14 protein-coding genes and 1 pseudogene are annotated in these 17830 nt (G+C 74.1%); 9 read left to right on the top strand and 6 right to left on the bottom strand.

The annotated features are described in order from the left end of the window. Nucleotides 1–65: 65 nt before the first annotated feature. Nucleotides 66–539, bottom strand: coding sequence for a MarR family winged helix-turn-helix transcriptional regulator (locus tag ACFYUY_RS30090; RefSeq protein WP_387905288.1), 474 nt, complete (start codon nt 537–539; stop codon nt 66–68). A gap of 155 nt (nt 540–694) precedes the next feature. Between ACFYUY_RS30090 and ACFYUY_RS30085 the strand changes: the two genes are divergently transcribed. Further along, the gene (locus tag ACFYUY_RS30085) at nt 695–1933 is read left to right on the top strand and encodes an MFS transporter (protein ID WP_387905286.1); all 1239 of its coding nucleotides are present in this window, start codon (nt 695–697) and stop codon (nt 1931–1933) included. A gap of 86 nt (nt 1934–2019) precedes the next feature. Beyond that, entirely contained in the window at nt 2020–2457 is a 438-nt protein-coding gene (locus tag ACFYUY_RS30080) for a heme-binding protein (protein WP_360220851.1), read from the top strand. Nucleotides 2458–2710: 253 nt separating this feature from the next. On the opposite strand, the gene ACFYUY_RS30075 is transcribed toward ACFYUY_RS30080, so the two are convergent. Further along, complete coding sequence (locus ACFYUY_RS30075; protein WP_387905284.1) at nt 2711–3544, bottom strand: TetR/AcrR family transcriptional regulator; 834 nt, start codon at nt 3542–3544, stop codon at nt 2711–2713. A gap of 80 nt (nt 3545–3624) precedes the next feature. Between ACFYUY_RS30075 and ACFYUY_RS30070 the strand changes: the two genes are divergently transcribed. The 3 genes from ACFYUY_RS30070 to ACFYUY_RS30060 all read left to right on the top strand — a co-directional run bounded on the left by ACFYUY_RS30070 (nt 3625) and on the right by ACFYUY_RS30060 (nt 9524). Next, on the top strand, nt 3625–4476 hold the full coding sequence (locus tag ACFYUY_RS30070) for a siderophore-interacting protein (protein ID WP_387905282.1): 852 nt from the start codon (nt 3625–3627) through the stop codon (nt 4474–4476). A 488-nt stretch (nt 4477–4964) separates the two neighbouring features. After that, entirely contained in the window at nt 4965–8405 is a 3441-nt protein-coding gene (locus tag ACFYUY_RS30065) for a S8 family serine peptidase (RefSeq protein WP_387905279.1), read from the top strand. Nucleotides 8406–8558: 153 nt separating this feature from the next. Continuing rightward, nucleotides 8559–9524: an alpha/beta hydrolase gene (locus ACFYUY_RS30060; protein ID WP_360220840.1), complete on the top strand. Its 966-nt coding sequence runs from the start codon at nt 8559–8561 to the stop codon at nt 9522–9524. A 40-nt stretch (nt 9525–9564) separates the two neighbouring features. On the opposite strand, the gene ACFYUY_RS30055 is transcribed toward ACFYUY_RS30060, so the two are convergent. The 3 genes from ACFYUY_RS30055 to ACFYUY_RS30045 form a co-directional block, all read right to left on the bottom strand. Further along, nucleotides 9565–11025 (bottom strand): VWA domain-containing protein, encoded by a 1461-nt coding sequence (locus ACFYUY_RS30055; protein WP_387905277.1) that lies wholly within the window; start codon nt 11023–11025, stop codon nt 9565–9567. Beyond that, entirely contained in the window at nt 11022–11903 is an 882-nt protein-coding gene (locus ACFYUY_RS30050) for an AAA family ATPase (RefSeq protein WP_387905274.1), read from the bottom strand. Before ACFYUY_RS30050 ends, ACFYUY_RS30055 begins: the two co-directional genes overlap by 4 nt. A gap of 267 nt (nt 11904–12170) precedes the next feature. Next, nucleotides 12171–12842 carry a Tat pathway signal sequence domain protein gene (locus ACFYUY_RS30045; protein ID WP_360220829.1) on the bottom strand — a complete coding sequence of 224 codons (672 nt, stop codon included), beginning with the start codon at nt 12840–12842 and terminating at the stop codon, nt 12171–12173. Nucleotides 12843–13241: 399 nt separating this feature from the next. Between ACFYUY_RS30045 and ACFYUY_RS30040 the strand changes: the two genes are divergently transcribed. The 3 genes and pseudogenes from ACFYUY_RS30040 to ACFYUY_RS30030 all read left to right on the top strand — a co-directional run. Further along, nucleotides 13242–13994, top strand: a complete 753-nt coding sequence (locus tag ACFYUY_RS30040) for a TetR/AcrR family transcriptional regulator (protein ID WP_360220826.1) — start codon at nt 13242–13244, stop codon at nt 13992–13994. A gap of 134 nt (nt 13995–14128) precedes the next feature. Continuing rightward, nucleotides 14129–14785, top strand: a complete 657-nt coding sequence (locus tag ACFYUY_RS30035; RefSeq protein WP_360220823.1) for a DUF6230 family protein — start codon at nt 14129–14131, stop codon at nt 14783–14785. A gap of 194 nt (nt 14786–14979) precedes the next feature. Then, nucleotides 14980–15411: pseudogene (locus ACFYUY_RS30030) on the top strand (DUF6114 domain-containing protein); the annotation flags it as partial. Nucleotides 15412–15569: 158 nt separating this feature from the next. On the opposite strand, the gene ACFYUY_RS30025 reads toward ACFYUY_RS30030, so the two are convergent. After that, nucleotides 15570–16706, bottom strand: a complete 1137-nt coding sequence (locus tag ACFYUY_RS30025) for an NAD(P)-dependent alcohol dehydrogenase (protein ID WP_387905271.1) — start codon at nt 16704–16706, stop codon at nt 15570–15572. A gap of 173 nt (nt 16707–16879) precedes the next feature. Between ACFYUY_RS30025 and ACFYUY_RS30020 the strand changes: the two genes are divergently transcribed. After that, complete coding sequence (locus ACFYUY_RS30020) at nt 16880–17767, top strand: helix-turn-helix transcriptional regulator (RefSeq protein ID WP_387905269.1); 888 nt, start codon at nt 16880–16882, stop codon at nt 17765–17767. The last annotated feature ends 63 nt before the right edge of the window (nt 17768–17830 follow it).

Here is a 17830-nt window from a genome sequence, read left to right as displayed (position 1 = left end):
CCGGCCCGCCGCGCCTGCTGCTCCGTCCGGATCCCCGGCGGAGGGAGGGCGCTGCTGATCCCCGGTCAGGGCCTCCGGGGCGCCGGCGGGGCGTTCATGGCGTCGACGGCGGCGACGAGGGGGGCCAGTTCGGGGTTCCCGGCGGCCTCGTCGAGGGCTTCCCGGAGGGCGGTGTCGTTGGTGGGCCGGGCCTGGGCGAGGAGCTCCAGGCCGGCTTCGCTGACGTTGGTGTAGATGCCCCGGCGGTCGGTGGGGCAGAGGTAGCGGGAGAGCAGTCCGCGGTCCTCGAGGCGGCTGACCAGGCGGGTGGTGGCGCTCTGGCTGAGGACGACCGCGTCGGCGACCTGCTTCATCTGCAGGTGGCCGCCCTCGCCGTCGTGCTGGCGGCTGAGGACGTCGAGGAGCGAGTACTCGCGCACGCTCAGGTCGTGCCCGGACTGCAGGGCGCGCTCGATGTGCGCCTCGATCCTGCCGTGCAGCAGGTACAGGGCGCCCCATCCGTTGGCGAGGGCGGTCAGCGCGGGGTCCGTGGCGGTCATGCCAGGGCCTCCTTCGAGGGTGCGGCGGGTGTCCAGGGTAAGCCGTGGCCCGAAATATCGGCCAGAGGAGACAGTCAGCGTTTGCATTTATCGCGCGTCTGCAACTATTGTCGAAGCACGTAAGGCGCACTGACAATCGCACGGAGGGTGGCACCATGCCTCTCGCGCTCCTCGCCCTGGCCATCGGGGCCTTCGGGATCGGCACCACCGAGTTCGTGGTCATGGGCCTGCTGCCCGAGATCGCGGGTGACTACGGAGTGTCCATCCCCACCGCAGGTCTGCTCGTCACCGGCTACGCGATCGGCGTGGTCGTCGGCGCACCGCTGATGACGGTGCTCGGCACCAGGATCAGCCGCAAGACGATGCTGATGCTGCTGATGGGCCTGTTCACCGCCGGGAACCTGGTGTCCGCACTGGCGCCGAGCTTCGGGGTGATGCTCGCCGGGCGCATCGTCGCCTCGCTGGCCCACGGCGCGTTCTTCGGCATCGGCTCGGTGGTCGCCGCCGAGCTGGTCGCCCCGGACCGGAAGGCGGGCGCCATCGCCACCATGTTCACCGGGCTGACCGTCGCCAACATCGTCGGCGTGCCGCTCGGCACCTACATCGGGCAGGCCGTGGGCTGGCGGACCACCTTCGTCGCGGTCGCCGCGCTCGGCGTCGTCGGCCTGCTGGGCATCGCCAGGCTCGTCCCCGCCCTGCCGCGCGCCGAGGGCGCCCGCCTGCGCGGCGAGCTGACCGCGTTCCGCAACCCGCAGGTGCTGCTCGCGATGGCGATGACCGTGCTCGGCTTCGGTGGAGTGTTCGCCGCGATCACCTACATCGCCCCGATGATGACCAACGTCGCCGGCTACTCCGACGGCGCGGTCACCTGGCTGCTGGTGCTGTTCGGCGTCGGCATGTTCCTCGGCAACCTCCTCGGCGGCAGGTTCGCCGACCGCAGGCTGATGCCGCTGCTCTACACCACCCTCGGCGGCCTGGCCGTCGTGCTCGCGGTGTTCACCCTCACGGCGCACGACAAGGTCCTCGCCGCCCTGACGATCCTGCTCGTCGGAGCCCTCGGGTTCGCCACCGTCCCGCCGCTGCAGAAGCGGGTGCTGGACCAGGCCCACGGCGCGCCCACGCTGGCCTCCGCCGTCAACATCGGGGCGTTCAACCTGGGCAACGCGCTCGCGGCCTGGCTCGGCGGGACGGTCATCTCCGCCGGCCTCGGCTACACCGCCCCGAACTGGGTCGGCGCCGCCCTGGCAGCCGCGGCGCTCGCCCTCGCGCTCTGGTCCGCGGCGCTGGAGCGCCGTGCCCCGGCGGCCGTGACCGCTGCCGCCGGGTCCACCACCGCGCCCGCCGCCGCCGGGGCCTCCGCCGCCGGGTCCGCCCCGGGCCTGGCCCACCGCTGAGCCCTCCCGTCCACCACCGGGCCCCCCGACCGCAGACCCCCCCGACCCCCAGGCCTCCGCCCCCGACTCCCAGGAGAAGCACCACCATGAGCACCCCCGCCGTGCACCCCACCGCCGTCACCCCGCTCGGCACCGCCGACGCCGAGACCCTGGTCGGTGCCGCCCGCGCCGCCGCCGAGGCGGCCGGGGTCGCCGTCAGCATCACCGTCCTCGACGCCGGCGGCCACCTGCTGGCCTTCCGCCGCGACGACCGGGCCGTGCTGATCTCCGGCGAGACCAGCACCCGCAAGGCGTACACCGCCCTCCAGCTGGACGCCCCGACCGCCGACCTGGTCGACCTCGTCAGGCCGGACGGACCGTTCCACTCGCTGCCGACCGCCCTGGACCGGCCGCTGCTGTTCATCGCCGGGGGCGTCCCCGTGCGCCGCGACGGCCGGCTGATCGGCGCCCTCGGTGTCGGCGGCGGCGCCCCCGAGCAGGACCACGCCTTCGCCACCGCCGCCCTGGACGCGCTCACCCGGTGACCGCTCCCGCGGCCGCCCCGCCGCCGCGGGAGCCGCCCCCGCACCGCCGGCCCCGGGCATAGCGCCGGTCAAGGAAAGGTCTGCCGTCTCCAATGCCGGCGCCCTCGCCGGCCGACTCGGATTCGGCACCGCCCCCGGCGCCGCCGGGATCCACCGGGACGACCCGGGGGTTCCGCACCGCATCCCGGCGGGTTGACGGCCCGGCGGTTCCGCACCGCATCCCGGCGGACCGACCGCCCGCGGCTCGTGAGCCCTACGGCGTGTCAGCGCCCTCGCCCGTGCCCGCCGCCCGACCCGGTCGGGTGGCGGGCACGGGTGCGTCCCCGGCGGCCGGCGCGGCGGCCGCGACGCCGTCGAGCAGGACGGCGAGGCCGGTGCGGAAGGTCTCCTGCTCGCGGTCCTGCGGGGGGCCGTCGGCACCGCTCTGCAGGGCGGTGAGCAGCGGGAAGCGGCTCGGGAAGTCCGGTGCCAGTTCGGCCAGTCGGGCGGATCTGGCGGTCCACCAGTCCTCGTCCGTGACGCCGGTCTCGGCGGCGGCCGCGCGGGACTCGGCGGTCGCGGCGGCGGTGCCGCGGACGAACTGCCAGAGCGCGGAGACCGCTCCGCGCAGCGGCCCGGGCGCCAGACCGGCCGGCCCGAGGGCGACCAACAGGGCCTCCATGGCGGCGAGTTCGGCCGGGCCGAGGACCGGCCGGGCCTGCGAGACCTGGAGCATCCAGGGGTGGCGCAGGTAGCGGTCGTACAGCGCGCCGGCCCAGGCGGTGACGGCGGCGCGCCAGTCGTCCGAGGGCGGGGGAGCCGTGGGGAGTCCGGCCAGGGCGCGGTCGTGCATCAGGTCGAGCAGCTCGGCCTTGCCCGGCACGTAGGTGTAGAGGGCCATCGCGGTGCGGCCGAGCCGTTCGCCGACGGCGCGCATGGAGAGCGCGGCCATCCCCTCGTCGTCGGCCACCGCGATTCCGGCGGACACGATCGCGTCCACACTGAGCCCCGGTTTGGGGCCGCTGCGCCCGGTGCGCGGTTCCGGTGCGGCGCCCCAGAGCAGGGCGAGGGACCGGTGGGCGTCGCCCTGTCCGGCGTAGACGACCATGCGCAACTCCTTATGGCGTAAAGTATCCTCGACCACGGCAACTCTTTATGTCGTAAGGTTATCAATCGGAGGGGTTCGCGATGACACTGCCCGTCACCTTCCTCGAGGTCGTCGAGGTCTGCCGGATCACGCCGCGCACCGCCCGGGTCGTCTTCGAGGCCGAGGCCCTGGACGACTCCGTGGGCGCGGCGCCCGACCAGCAGGTCAAGCTCTGCTTCCCGCGCCCCGGGCAGCGGGTGCCCGAGCTGCCGCCGCAGAGCGCCGACCCGATGGGCTGGTACCAGGCGTACCTGGCGATCCCCGAGGCCGCGCGCCCGCTGCTGCGCAGCTTCACCCTCCGGCGTCGGCGGCCCGGCACCCGGCGGGTCGAGATCGACTTCGTGCTGCACGGCGACGCCGGCCCGGCCGCCGCCTGGGCCGCGCGGGCCGCCGCCGGGCAACGGCTCGGCATGGTCGGGCCCTCCGCGCTGTACGCCCCGGCCGTCCCGTTCGCCGACGCTGCCGCCGCGGCCGACTGGGTGCTGCTGGCCGGGGACGAGACGGCCCTCCCGGCCGTCGCGACCCTGGTCGGGGCGCTGCCCGCCGCGGTGCCGGCGGTGGTGTTCGTCGAGATCGCGGACGAGGCCGAGCGGCAGCCGCTGGAGAGCGGTGCCGAGCCGGTGGTGCACTGGCTGCCGCGGGGCGGGGCGTCCCCGGGCGCCGTGCTGACGGAGGCGGTGCGGGCCGCCGAACTGCCCGCCGGCCGTCCGTTCGTCTGGCTGGCGGGGGAGGCCGGCGCGGTCCGGGCGCTGCGCCGGCACCTGGTGGACGGGCGCGGCGTGCCGAAGGCGTCGATCGACTTCACCGGGTACTGGCGCCACCGGCTCACCCAGGACGACGCGCCCACCGCCGAGGACCTGGCGGACGCTCAGGAGCGGCTGTCCGACGCCTGATTCCGGCGGCGGTCCCCCGGACTCGCCGGTGCCCCGGGCCGCAGTCGGCCCGGGGCACCGGTTCTGTCATGTCCGGTTTCGGGGCCGGAGGGAGGGGAAGAGAGAGTCGGACGGCGCGTGCGGTGCGCCGCAGGTGGCGGTGTTTCGCCAGTGTCCAGAGTTCGCCACCGTTTTCCGGCCGCATCGGGCGGGTCCGGAGGGGGCCGGTCGGCGAATAGGGGCGGGATTGGCCCGATTTCCGCCGTGCATTTTACTTTCTGATGGTCATCTTTACTTGCTGATGGGGATTTCCCCCCTTGTCGTGGTCGTGTCGGATGCGCTGGAATTCGACCGCTGTCGGGACGCGCGGTCCGGAGCAACCACGCGACCGATCCGGATCCGCGTACGCTGGGCCGTGCAACCTGACGTCTCATCAGACGAAAGGATGTCCATTGATCGGCTGGCGGAAATCCCAGCTAGCAGCTGCCGTCACGGTCACCGCCGCGTCCATGGTCCTGACCTTCGGGTCCAGCGCCGACGCAGCCCCGATCCCGGAGCCGCAGACCGCCCCCGTGGCGTCCGCGGACGGGAGCCCGGTGCCGGTGATCGTGATCCTCAAGGACCAGATAACGGACGCCCCGGCCGACCACGGCCACCTGGGCACCCGTCAGCAGAAGGCCGCGCAGACGCAGGCCCCGCTGCTGGACAAGGTCAAGGCCGGCGGCGGGACCAACATCAAGACCTTCGTGGTCGGCAACGCGTTCTCGGCCACCGTCAGCCCGGCGCTGCGCGCCGCACTGGAGACCGACCCGGCCGTCGCCTCCGTGGTGGCCGACACCCAGATCGCCGTCGCCCCGCCGGCCGCCGGCAAGGCGAAGCAGGACACCGCGGCCACCACGGCCGCCGGAGCCAAGGCCCCCAAGGCCGCCGCCCCGCAGGCCGCTCCGGGCAGCAACGGCGCGCAGGGCACCGAGGAGAACGCGACCAACACGGTCTGCCCCTCCGACCCGGCCAAGCCCCTGCTGGAGCCCGAGGGCCTCTACTCCACCAAGGCGGTCGGCGGCAACGGCCAGCCCGGCGCCGACACCCTGGCCACCGGCAAGGGCGTCAAGGTCGCCTACATCGCCGACGGCCTGGACCCGAACAACCCGGACTTCATCCGGGCCGACGGCTCGCACGCCGTCGTCGACTACCAGGACTTCGCCGGCGACGGCTGGGACGCCCCGACCGGCGGCGCGGAGGCCTTCGGCGACGCCTCGGCGGTCATCGCCCAGGGCCGCCAGGTCTACGACGTCTCCAAGTTCGTCAACGCCTCGCACCCGCTCCCGGCCGGCTGCAACATCCGCGTCCGCGGCCTCGCACCGGACGCCTCGCTGGTGGCGCTGAAGGCCGGCGGCGAGGTGATGTCCAACTCCTCGATCCTGCAGGCGATCGACTACGCGGTGCGGGTCTCGCACGTCGACGTGCTCAACGAGTCCTTCGGCGGCAACGTCACCCCGGACAGCGGCGCGCACGACACCATCTCGCTCTTCAACGACCAGGCCGTCAAGGCCGGCGTCACCGTCGCCGTCTCCTCCGGCGACGCGGGCATCACCGGGACGATCGGCACCCCCGCCACCGACCCGAACGTGATCGCCGTCGGTGCCTCCACCGACAACCAGAACTACCAGCAGACCGGTTACGCGGGCGCCCAGTTCTCCAACCGGACCTGGAGCAACAACCGCATCTCCGCGCTCTCCTCGGGCGGCTTCACCCAGGCCGGCCGCACCGTCGACCTGGTCGCGCCGGGCGAGTCGGACTGGGCGCTCTGCTCGCCGGACACCGCCAAGTACACCGACTGCAAGGGCTTCAGCGGCAACGGCACGCCGATCCAGTCCTTCGGCGGCACCAGTCAGGCGGCCCCGTTCGTCACCGGCGCCGCGGCCCTGGTCATCCAGGCCTACCGCGACACCCACGGCGGCGACTCGCCCTCCCCGGCCCTGGTCAAGAAGCTCCTCACCGGCACCGCCAGCGACCTCGGCGTCCCGGCCGAGGAGCAGGGCGCCGGCCTGCTGAACGTCCGCGCCGCCGTCGAGGCCGCCCGCGGCATCCAGGACGGCGACGGCACGCCCGGCAACCGCACCGTCGTGGTGAACACCGGTCAGCTCGACATCGCGGGCAACCCCGGCTCGACCCACACCGCCGACGTGAGCGTCACCAACACCAGTGACGAGCCGCAGACGGTCAGCGCGGCGACCCGCGCCTTCGTGCCGCAGGGCAGCGACCAGCAGACCGTCCAGCTGGACTCCGCCTCCACCGACACCTTCAAGTACGCCACCAACGGCGTCACCTGGGTGAAGAAGGAGGTCAAGTTCACCGTCCCGGCCGGTGCCGACCGCCTCGCGGCGTCGATCGCCTGGCAGGGCGCGCCCAACCCGGTCAGCAACGGCCCGGTGGTCCGCATGACGCTGCTCGACCCGTCGGGCCGCTTCGAGACCAACACCCGCCCGCAGGGCGGCGCGACCCCGGCCGACTTCGGCCTGGTGGACGTCCCCCGCCCGGTCGCCGGCCAGTGGACCGCGATCCTCTACACCCCGGCGGGCCAGGCCGGCTACACCGGCGCCGTCCAGCTCGGCACCACGACCCAGCGGGCCGTCCCGGCCGGCGGCGTCAGCCCCTCCACCACCGAGCTGAAGCCGGGCCAGACCAAGACCCTCAAGGTCCAGGTCACCACCCCGGCGACCAGCGGCGACTCCAGCGAGGCGGTCACCGTCTCCGCCTCCAACGGCAGCACCACCAGCGTGCCGGTCGTGCTGCGCAGCCTCGTCCCGGTCAAGAACGGCACCGGCACCTTCACCGGCACCATCACCGGCGGCAACGGCCGCGGCTCCTCCCCGACGCAGAGCTTCTCCTACGGCTTCGACGTCCCGAAGGGCCAGAAGGACCTGCGGGTCGGCCTCGCCGTCAAGGACCCGAAGCTGCTCATGCAGGGCGCGCTGATCAGCCCCAACGGCACCCCGATCGACATCGAGGGCAACGGCCTCTTCGACGCGCAGGGCAACCTGACCGGCACCACCGGCGGCGTCTCGGCCACCACCGTCAACCCGGCCGCCGGCCGCTGGCGGTTCGTCCTCAACGTGGTCGGCCCGGTCAGCGGGCAGCAGCTCGGTCAGGACTTCACCGGCACCGTCGCGTTCAACCAGAACAGCGCCACCGCCGCGGGCCTGCCCAACGACGGCCGGACCAAGCTCGCCGCCGGCAAGCCGGTCACCGTCCAGGTGAACTACACCAACAACACCGTCGCCACCCAGAAGATCTCGGCCGACGGCCGCCTGGACCGCCGGGTCGACCTGCCGCTGGTGCCGCAGGGCACCTCGGCCACGGTCAAGCTCCCGCTGAACCTGGAGTCCGCCGTCCCGTCCTTCCTGGTGCCGCCGGGCACCGACCAGCTGAAGGGCGTCGCGGCCTCCTCGACCCCGGCCCAGCTGGAGCTCAGCGCCACCACCGGCTCGCCGGACCTCTTCGGTGACCTGAAGAAGGCCCAGGACGGCTCGACCGTCTCGGTCGTCACCGACAAGGGCAGCGCCGAGCAGCCCGTCGTCCCCGGCAACTGGGGCGTCTTCGTCCAGCAGATCGGCCCGTTCGGCAACGGCGGCGCGCCGGCCGGCACCTCCACCATCACGGCCACCGCGCACACCCAGGCGTTCGACCCGGCGCTGACCTCCAGCACCGGTGACCCGTACGCCGCGGCGGTCGACGCCTCGGCCGCGGCCGCGAACCCGGTGACCGTCCAGCCGGGCGCCACCGGCTCGCTGCAGGTGACCCTCACCCCGACCGGGGCGAAGGGTAGCACCGTCAAGGGCGTCCTGTACCTGGTCTCCGCCCCGACCGGGGTGGCGACCGCCAACAACGTCCTGAACACCACCGGTGCGGTGCTCGCGGCGATCCCGTACAGCTACACGGTGAACTGACGAAGCATCAACTCGCCGAGGCCGTCCCGGAGTTACGGGGCGGCCTCGGTCGTGTTCGGTCCCCCGGAAGGGGATTCCCGGGGCGCGGCACTGGGCAGGGTCGAGAACGAACGGACGCCGCCGAGGCGTCCGACCGGACCCGGGGAGCGGGAGTTGAACGAGGCGATCAAGCACAGCCACATCGAGGTGAACGGCGTGCGGCTGCACCTCGCGGAACAGGGCGAGGGCCCGCTGGTCCTGCTGCTGCACGGCTTCCCGGAGAGCTGGTACTCCTGGCGCCACCAGTTCGCCCCGCTGGCCGCGGCCGGCTACCGGGTCGTCGCCCCCGACCAGCGCGGCTACGCCCGCAGCGAGCAGCCGTCCAGCGTCGACGCGTACACCCTGCTGCACCTGGTCGGCGACGTCACCGCGCTGATCGGCGCGCTCGGCGAGCAGCGGGCGGTCGTCGTCGGCCACGACTGGGGAGCGCCGGTCGCCTGGGCCGTCGCCGCCCTGCGGCCGGACCTCGTGCGCGGCGTCGCCGGGCTGAGCGTGCCGCCGCTGCCGGTCAGCGGGCCGCCGCCGCTGCACGCCGCCCGGGAGCACTTCGGCGAGGGCTTCTACCAGCTGTACTTCCAGGAGCCCGGCCGGGCCGACGCCGAGCTGGCGGCCGACGTGCGGTCCAGCCTGCGCCGCATCCTCTCCGGCACCCAGCCGGAGGGCGGCCCGCGGCCCTGGGTCGTCCCCGAGGGCCGGACCCTGCTGGACACCGTCCCCGAGCCGGAGCGCCTCCCGCACTGGCTCACCGAGGCGGACCTCGACGCCTTCGCCGCCGACTACGCCGAACACGGCGAGCGGGCCTTCACCGGCGGGCTCAACTGGTACCGCAACATCGACCGCAACGCCGAACTGCTCGCCGCCTTCGACGGGGTGACGATCGACGTGCCCGCCCTCTACGTGGCCGGCGAGCAGGACCTGGTGAACGCGCTGATCACCCCCGAGGTGCGCGCCCACCTGCTCGGCCGGGTCCCCCGGCTGCACCGCCACGTCCGCCTCCCGAAGACGGGCCACTGGACGCAGCAGGAACGCCCGGACGAGGTCAACGAGGCCCTGCTGGACTTCCTGAAGGCGCTGGACTGACCGGCCGCCGGTCCCGGGGCCGGGGCGTCCCGGAGCGGGGTCAGACCGGGATCAGGCGGGTGATCAGTTCGGCGAGGCGACGGGCGTTGCGGCAGGAGTGCATCTCCACGACGCCCGCGTAGGCGAGGGCCGCGGAGTCGCCGGTCGGCCAGAGGGCGGGTTGCTCGGGGTTGAGCCAGTACACCCGCCGGGCCCGGCCGGCGATGCGGCGCAGCGCGTCGAGGTTCGGGTCGCGGTGGTTGGTGCGGGCGTCGCCGAGGATCAGCACGCTGGTGCGCGGGCCGACGGCGTCCGGGTGCCGCTCGGCGAACTCGCCCAGGGCTGCACCGTAGTCGCTGTTGCCGTGGTAGCCCGTCACCTTCGCCTCGGTGAGGATGCGGGCGGCGAGGCGGGCCGGGTCCGCGTCGCGGCCGGCCAGCAGGCCGGTCACCTCGGCGGTGCGGTTGACGAAGGCGAACACCCGGACCTTGCTGAACTGCTCGCTCATCGCCTGCACCAGCAGCATGGTGAAGTCGGCGAAGCCGGCCACCGAGCCGGAGACGTCGCAGAGCAGCACGATCTCCGGCCGGGCCGGGCGGCGCAGCCGGTAGGCCGGGCGCAGCGGCACCCCGCCGGTGGACAGCGAGCGGCGCAGGGTGCGGCGCAGGTCGATCCGTCCGCGGGCGGCGCGGCGGCGCCGGGCGGCCAGCCGGGTGGCCAGCTTGCGGGCCAACGGGTGCACGGTGCGGCGCAGTTCGGCGAGCTGGCCGCGGCCGGCGGTGAGGAAGTCGATCCGGTCGACGGTCGGGGCCACGGCGCGTTCGGCGATCCGCTCGGCACCGCGCAGCTCGGCGACCCGGCGGCGGGCCTCGGTGGCGACGAGCACCCGGAAGTCCCGGATGCGGCGGCGGATCTCGTCGGCCAGGACGAGGTCGGACAGGTCCGGGTCGCCGGCCCCTGCGCGCAGCCCGGCGAGGACCCGGGCGAGCAGGGTCTCGGGGGCGAGCCGGCCGAGCGCCTGGTGGGCGGACCAGCCGTCCGAGCCCGGCGCGGACCCGGCCGCCGGGCCGGAGCCGTAGCGGCCGAAGGCCTCCACCACCTCGCCGGCCAGCCGGGCCTGCGCGGCGCGGTCGTCGGCCGCCAGGGCGGCGGCGAGGCGGTCGCGCAGCTCGTCGCGGAGCGGGTCGGGCCGGCCCGGTCGGGGCGGCGTCAGGCCCTCGGGCGGGGCGGAGGGGTCGCCCTGGCCGTCGCGGCCGGCCCGGACGGCCTCGGGGGTGCCGACGCCGAGCGGGAAGAACAGGTCGAAGGCTGCGTCGAAGACCGTCCGCTGGCCGTCCGAGCGCAGCAGTGCGGCGGCCAGCCCGGCCCGCATCTGCTCGCGGTCGGCGAAGCCGAGCACGTCGAGAACGGCCGCCGCGTCCACCGTCTCGGCGGGGCCGATCCGCAGGCCGTGCCCGCGCAGCGCCCGGACCAGGCCGGTCAGCCGGGCCGCCGGGTCGGTCGGCGGCGGGGCGGCCGTCATGCGGGGGTGAGCTTCTGGGCGGCCTTCCGGATGTCGTCCTGGTGCTTGAGGACGACGCCGAGGGTGTCCCGGACGGCGGCCTCGTCCAGGGTGTCGGCGCCGAGCGCGAGCAGGGTGCGGGCCCAGTCGACGGTCTCGGCGACGGACGGCGCCTTGCGCAGGTCCATCGCCCGCAGCGCGCCGACCACCCGGACCAGCGAGGCGGCCAGCGTGTCGTCCAGGCCGGGCACCTTGAGCCGGACGATCCGGCGCTCCAGCTCGGCGTCCGGGTAGTCGAGGTGGAGGAAGAGGCAGCGGCGGCGCAGGGCCTCGGAGAGTTCCCGGGTGGCGTTGGAGGTGAGCAGGACGAAGGGGCGGCGGCTCGCGGTGATCGTGCCGAGCTCGGGCACGGTGACCTGGAAGTCGCTCAGCACCTCCAGCAGCAGCGCCTCGACCTCGACGTCGGCCTTGTCCATCTCGTCGATCAGCAGGACGGTCGGCTCGTCGCCGCGGATGGCGGTGAGCAGCGGGCGGGTGAGCAGGAACTCCTCGCCGAAGATGTCGGTGCGGGCCTGGTCCCAGCCCTCCTCGCGGCCGGCGGTGATCCGCAGCAGCTGCTTGGCGTGGTTCCACTCGTAGAGCGCGCGGGCCTCGTCGATGCCCTCGTAGCACTGGAGCCGGACCAGCCGGGCCCGGCCGATCGCGGCGACGGCCTTGGCGAGCTCGGTCTTGCCGACGCCGGCGGGGCCCTCGACGAGCAGCGGCTTGCCGAGCCGGTCGGCGAGGAAGACGGTGGTGGCCACCGCGGTGGAGGCCAGGTAGCCGGTCGCGGCGAGCTGTTCGGCGGTGTCCGCCACCGAGGTGAAGAAGCCGGTGCCCTCGATGCCGCCGCTGCTCATGCCCCGCCCCGTTCGTGTCGGCCGTGTCCGTGCGCAAGCACCCTACCGGCCGGTCACTTCGCTGTCGCGGGGTCGGCGCGCCGGGGAGGGAGGTGGGCCGGGGGAGGGGAGGGGGAGGGGAGGGGGACCGGGGAGGGGGAGGGGAGGGGGCCGGGGAAGGGGGTAGGCCGGGAGGGGGTAGGGAGTCGGAGTGTGGGCAGACGGGGCCGGGGCGTACGACGACCGGGGTCGCCGTACGCCGTCGTGCCCGTGCCTGCCGTCCGGTCGTCAGTTGACGAAGACGAGCGGGCTGCCCGCCGCCGAGGTGTCGGTGACCGGGCCGTAGGTGGCGCTGAAGTAGCCCGTCGAGAAGCACAGGCCGGAGCCGGAGAGCAGGCTGAACGGCTGGGCCGAGAAGCCGATGGTGTTGCCGGTGTTCGAGGTGGTGCCGGCGATGCCGGTGGTGTTCTGGTAGACGCAGTTGACGCTGCCGAGGACGGTGTTGAGCACCACCGTGGTCTTCATCGCGCCGGCCGCGCCGGGGGTGAGGGCCACCGGGTTGCCGGGCCCGTCGCCGACGGTGTTGGTGAACGGCAGGTTGTTGACCGTGATGCTCTTGACCCCCGTGACGCCGAGGACGTTGGAGGTGCAGGAGCCGAAGGTCTGGGCGTTGAGCTGTTCGACCGCACTGCCGGGGGCGGTCGGGTTGGCCGTCACGGTGGCGGAGAAGCCGGAGCTGGCACACTTGATGCCGCTCGTGCCGGTGGCGCTGTTGTAGAAGGTGGCGTAGGTGCCGGAGACCAGGCTCGCGGTGAGGGTGTCGCCGACGGCGACGGCGGGGCCGCCGAGGCTGCCGGTGGTCAGGACCGCGGAGCCGGCCGCCTGGGCGGGTGCGACGGCGGCGCCGGCGAGGGCGATCGCGGCGAGGGCCGCGGTTCCGAGGGTGCGGCGGAAGCGCATGAGGGTGACCTCTCTCCGTGCGGAGACGGGTGGGGGTGGCCCGCGGTGCGGGTGTGGTGGCGTGCACGGCGGGGGAGGTGCGTGGCATGGCGAGTGCGGCATGGCGTACCGGGGGCCGCGCGGGGCCGTGGCCGGGCGGGCCCGGCGCCACGGGCCCGCTGGTGCGGCACGGCGGTGTGAAGGTGCGGACGTGCGTGCGTGCAGTGGGGTGCGCGTCGACGGCTGCCACCGCCGCGGGCCTGCGTCCGCAGTGGTCCCGTGGCCCGGGCGGGTCGCCCGGGGCCGTCGGAGCCCCTGGAGGTCGGCCGGTGGTGAAGTGGTTCGCCCACCGGTTGGAAACCTGTCAGTGTTGTAAACCCTGCGTTGCGTCAATGTCAATACAGGCCACAGGAGTTGGGGATGGAACACAAACACCTGCGGAGTGCCGACGTGGTCCTGCTGCCGGGCGCGCGGACCGGACGTGACCCGGCCCGGTCGATCAAGCGCGGACCGAGCCGGCTGCCCCCGGCGGTGGTCGCCGCCACCCAGCGCGAGCGGCTGCTGGACGGACTGGTCCAGACGGTGGCCGAGCGCGGCTACCAGCACGCCACGGTCAGCGACATCTGCCGCGCGGCGGGCGTGACCAGGCCGGTCTTCTACGAGCTGTTCAGCGGCAAGGAGGACGCCTTCCTGGCCGCGCACCGGTACGGGACGGGCGTGGTGATCCGCCGGATGGCGGCGGCGTTCGCGGCGGAGAGCGACTGGTGTGCCGGGATCCGGCAGGGGCTCGGTGCGATGCTCCAACTCCTGGCCGGAACACCCGCCTTCGCCACCATGGCGGTGATCGAGATCGAGGCCGTCGGTCCGGCCGGGCGTCGTGAGCGGGACCAACTCCTCAAGAAGTTCCGGGTGTTCTTTACCGAGGTGCCCCAACTCCCCTGCGGTGTGGCGGTCGAGGAACTGGTGGACGCCGTGGTGGGTGGGGTGTACAGCGCGCTCCACCGGCGGGTCGACTCCGGGCGCACGGATCAACTACCGGATCTGTTGCCGGTCTTGAGCCTGTTCTGCCTGGCCCCCTTCCTCGGCCCGGCGGAGGCCGCCAGGCGTCTCGGGTTGCCGAATGGTGAAGATCCTTCGTGCACCCGTATTGACCCGGCCAATACCGAGCAGTAGCTTCCCAGTTACTCACCGCACGGCCGACCGGGGCCGCCCCGCTGCCGAGGGGCGGACGGCCCGGTCCGGCCGTGGAACGCTGTCCGCGCCAGGGCAACGTGTGCCCGCACACCCATCCACCACAGGGAGCACACATGGCCATGTCCGAGGACGCCGCCGCGGCGGCCGAAACGGCGGAGACCCCGGCCACCGCCAGAAGAGGGCGGGTACGGCTGAAGCGCACCGCCCTGATGGCCGTCCCGGCCGTCGCGGCGGGCGCCGTCCTGATGGCGCTCACCGCCCAGGGCGTGCTGGCCGCCCAGTTCAACATCAGCGGCATGCCGTTCACGATCACCGCGGACAAGCTCGACGGCAAGGGCTTCGCCCAGTTCGGCGGCCTGGACTCGATGATCCCCGACAGCCCCAACCAGGGCGACACCGGCGGTCAGGTGCTGGTCGCGGTCTCGGCGATCAAGAACGCCGAGATCACCAACCTGTGCCAGAGCGTCGACCTGGGCGGCATCAACCTCGTCATCCATGCCGGCGACGGCGGCACCCCCGTCACCGCCAGCGATCTCACCACCGACTCCGACATGCTCTCCGGCGACGCGGACTTCACCAACATCGAGATCGGCGGCGACGCCAGCACCTACACCAAGGCCGGACCGAAGGGCGTGGGCGGCGCCGGGGTCTTCGGGCAGCAGGCCGACCGCGTCATCCTGACGAACCTGAAGCAGCACAACTACGCGAGCACCGCGGTCGGGTTCAAACTGCCCAACCTGCGGCTGAGCTTCAGCTCCAAGGGCTGCTGACCGTGACGGAGTCCGTGCCGGAACCGGCCGGGGCGGCGGCCGCCGGGCCGGTGACGTCCGCGACGGCACCGGTCGGTGAGGCCGCCCGGGCCACGGCCACGGCGCAGGCCGGGGAATCCGACGGGGCGGGGCCCGAGGGGGCGGCCGAGGGGACGGCCGCCGCCCAGGCGCCCCCCGTCCCGGCGCCCGCCGGCCGCCCGCCCAGGCGCGACTGGCGGGGCAAGCGGCCCTTCTGGGGCGGACTGCTCGTCCTGCTCGGCGGCGCCGAGATCCTGTTCACCCTGCGCTCCCCGCTGCCCGTCGTGCTGCACATCGGCATGGAGGGGATCGCCGGGTACCTGGTGCCGGCGGTGATGGTGCTGTGCGGCCTGCTGATCCTCTTCAACCCGGCCCAGCGGCTGTTCTACTCCGTCCTCGCCGTGCTCGCCTCCCTGGGCAGCTGGATCACCTCCAACCTGGGCGGCTTCCTGGTCGGGATGCTGCTCGGGCTGGTGGGGTCCTCGCTGACCTTCGGCTGGCTGCCCGACCAGCCGCTGCGTCGTGGACGCCAGCGGCGGGAGGACCGGCGTGAGCAGCGCCGGGCAGCCGGGCCGTCGGGGCCGGGTCGGCGGGCGCGGAGCGCATAGCGCGTGGCGCGTGGCGCGTGGCGCGTGACCGTCGTGGAGAACGGACGCGGCGCCCCGCCCCCACGGTGACGGGAGAGGTCACCGTGGGGGCGGGGCGCCGCGGGCGTGGGTCGGCGGGGCTCCGGGTCGGCGGGGCGCCGCGTGTGTGGTCCGGCGGATCAGATGGTCGCGGCGTCGATCACGAACCGGAACCGGACGTCACCGGACAGCACCCGCCGGTACGCCTCGTTGATCTGGTCCGCGCGGATCAGCTCGATCTCCGCGGTGATGCCGTGCTCGCCGCAGAAGTCCAGCATCTCCTGGGTCGCCGGGAGCCCGCCGATCATCGAACCGGCCAGCGAGCGGCGGCCGTTGAGCAGCGCGTGGGCGTTCACCGTCACCGGCTTCTCCGGCGCGCCGACCTGCACCATGACGCCGTCGGTGCGCAGCAGGCCGAGGTAGGCGCTCAGGTCGAGGTCGGCGGAGACGGTGTTGACGATCAGGTCGAAGCTGCCCGCCAGCTCGGTGAAGGTCGCCGGGTCGGAGGTCGCCCGGTAGTGGTCGGCGCCGAGCTTCAGCCCGTCCTCCCGCTTGCGCAGCGACTGGCTGAGCACGGTGACCTCCGCGCCCATGGCGTGGGCGATCTTCACCCCCATGTGCCCGAGCCCGCCGAGGCCGACCACGGCCACCTTCCGGCCGGGGCCCGCGCCCCAGTGCGCCAGCGGCGAGTACAGCGTGACGCCCGCGCAGAGCAGCGGCGCGGCGGCGTCCAGCGGCAGGTTGTCGGGGATGCGCAGCGCGTACGCCTCGTCGACGACCAGCTCCGAGGAGTAGCCGCCGTACGTCGGCAGGCCGTCCTTGCCCGTGCTGTTGTACGTGAAGACGGTGCCGCCGAGGCCGGTGCAGTACTGCTGGAGGCCGGCCCGGCAGTTGTCGCACTCCCGGCAGGAGTCGACGAAGCAGCCGACGCCGACCCGGTCGCCGACCCGCCAGCGGGTCACCCCGGGGCCGACCTCGCTGACCACACCGGCGATCTCGTGCCCCGGGACCATCGGGAAGATCCCGGTGCCCCAGTCCTCGCCGACCTGGTGGATGTCGGAGTGGCAGATGCCGGAGAAGCGGATGTCGATCACGATGTCCTGCTCGCCGACCGCCCGGCGGGTGACGGTGGTCCGCTCCAGCGGGGCGTCGGGCTCGGCCGCCGCGTAGGCGGCGACGGTGCGGGTGGTGAGGTGGGTCTCCGAGCCGTTCGTGGCGGTGTCCGCCGTCGTGCCCGTCGTGCTCGTGGTGGTCGCGTCGGTCGTCGTGTTCGTCATGCCCCCAGAGTGCGGCGGCGCGAGGGGGGCAACCAGACCAAGGATCATCGTAGGAACCCCGCACCTAGGAACCCCGCACCTAGGACCCCCGAACGTACGACCCCGGAACGTACGCACGGCAGTGTCACCCTCGCCCGCCCCCGGGCACGCCCCCCGGCCCGCATACTGCACACATGGACCAGCGCACCGAACTCAGCGAGTTCCTCCGATCCCGCCGCGCCCGGCTGCGGCCCGAGGACGTGGGCCTGCCGGACACCACCACCCGGCGCCGGGTGCCCGGACTGCGCCGCGAGGAGCTGGCCCAGCTGGCCGGAGTCAGCACCGCCTACTACACCCGGCTCGAACAGGGCCACGGCGAGAACGTCTCCGCCGCCGTCCTCGACGCCATCGCCCGCGTCCTGCGGCTCGGCCCCGCCGAACGCGAGCACCTCGGCCGGCTCACCAAGCCCGCCCGTCGCCGCGCCGGCCGGGCCGCCGCCCGCCGGCAGCGGGTCCGCCCCGCCCTCCAGCAGCTGATGGACGCGATGGACGGCGTGCCCGCGTACGTCCTCGGGCGGCGGCTCGACATCATCGGCTGGAACCGGCTCGGCACCGCCCTGCTCGGCGACTTCGCCGCCATGCCGCCCGAGCAGCGCAACATGGCCTGGCACGTCTTCCTCGACCCGGCGGCCGCCGAGCTGTACCAGGACTGGGAGGGCAAGGCGAGCGACGTGGTCGGGATGCTGCGCCTCGACGCCGGACGCGACCCGGACGACCCCCAGCTCGCCGCACTGATCGGCGAACTCTCTCTCAAGAGCGCCGACTTCCGCCGTCTGTGGGCCGCCCACGGCATCCAGGACAAGGGGCACGGCACCAAGCAGCTGCACCACCCGGTGGTCGGCGGGCTCAGCCTCCAGTACGAGGCGCTGCGCCCGGCCGGCGACGCCGACCAGGTGCTGATCACCTACCACGCCGAGCCCGGCACCACCTCGGCCGAGTCCCTGCGGCTGCTGGCCAGTTGGGCCGCCACCGAGTTCCTCCCCGAGCCGGGGGAGACCTCCCGCACCGAGCCGACCAGGTAGCGGCTCCCCGGCCCGCCTCGGCCCGCGTCGGTGGCGCCATCCCGGGCTCCGGCCCCCTGGCCC

The sequence above is a fragment of the Kitasatospora sp. NPDC004745 genome (assembly GCF_042873275.1).
GTDB lineage: Bacteria > Actinomycetota > Actinomycetes > Streptomycetales > Streptomycetaceae > Kitasatospora.
The sequence above is the reverse complement of the archived record's forward strand: the minus strand, read 5'-3'. Positions and strand labels throughout refer to the sequence as shown.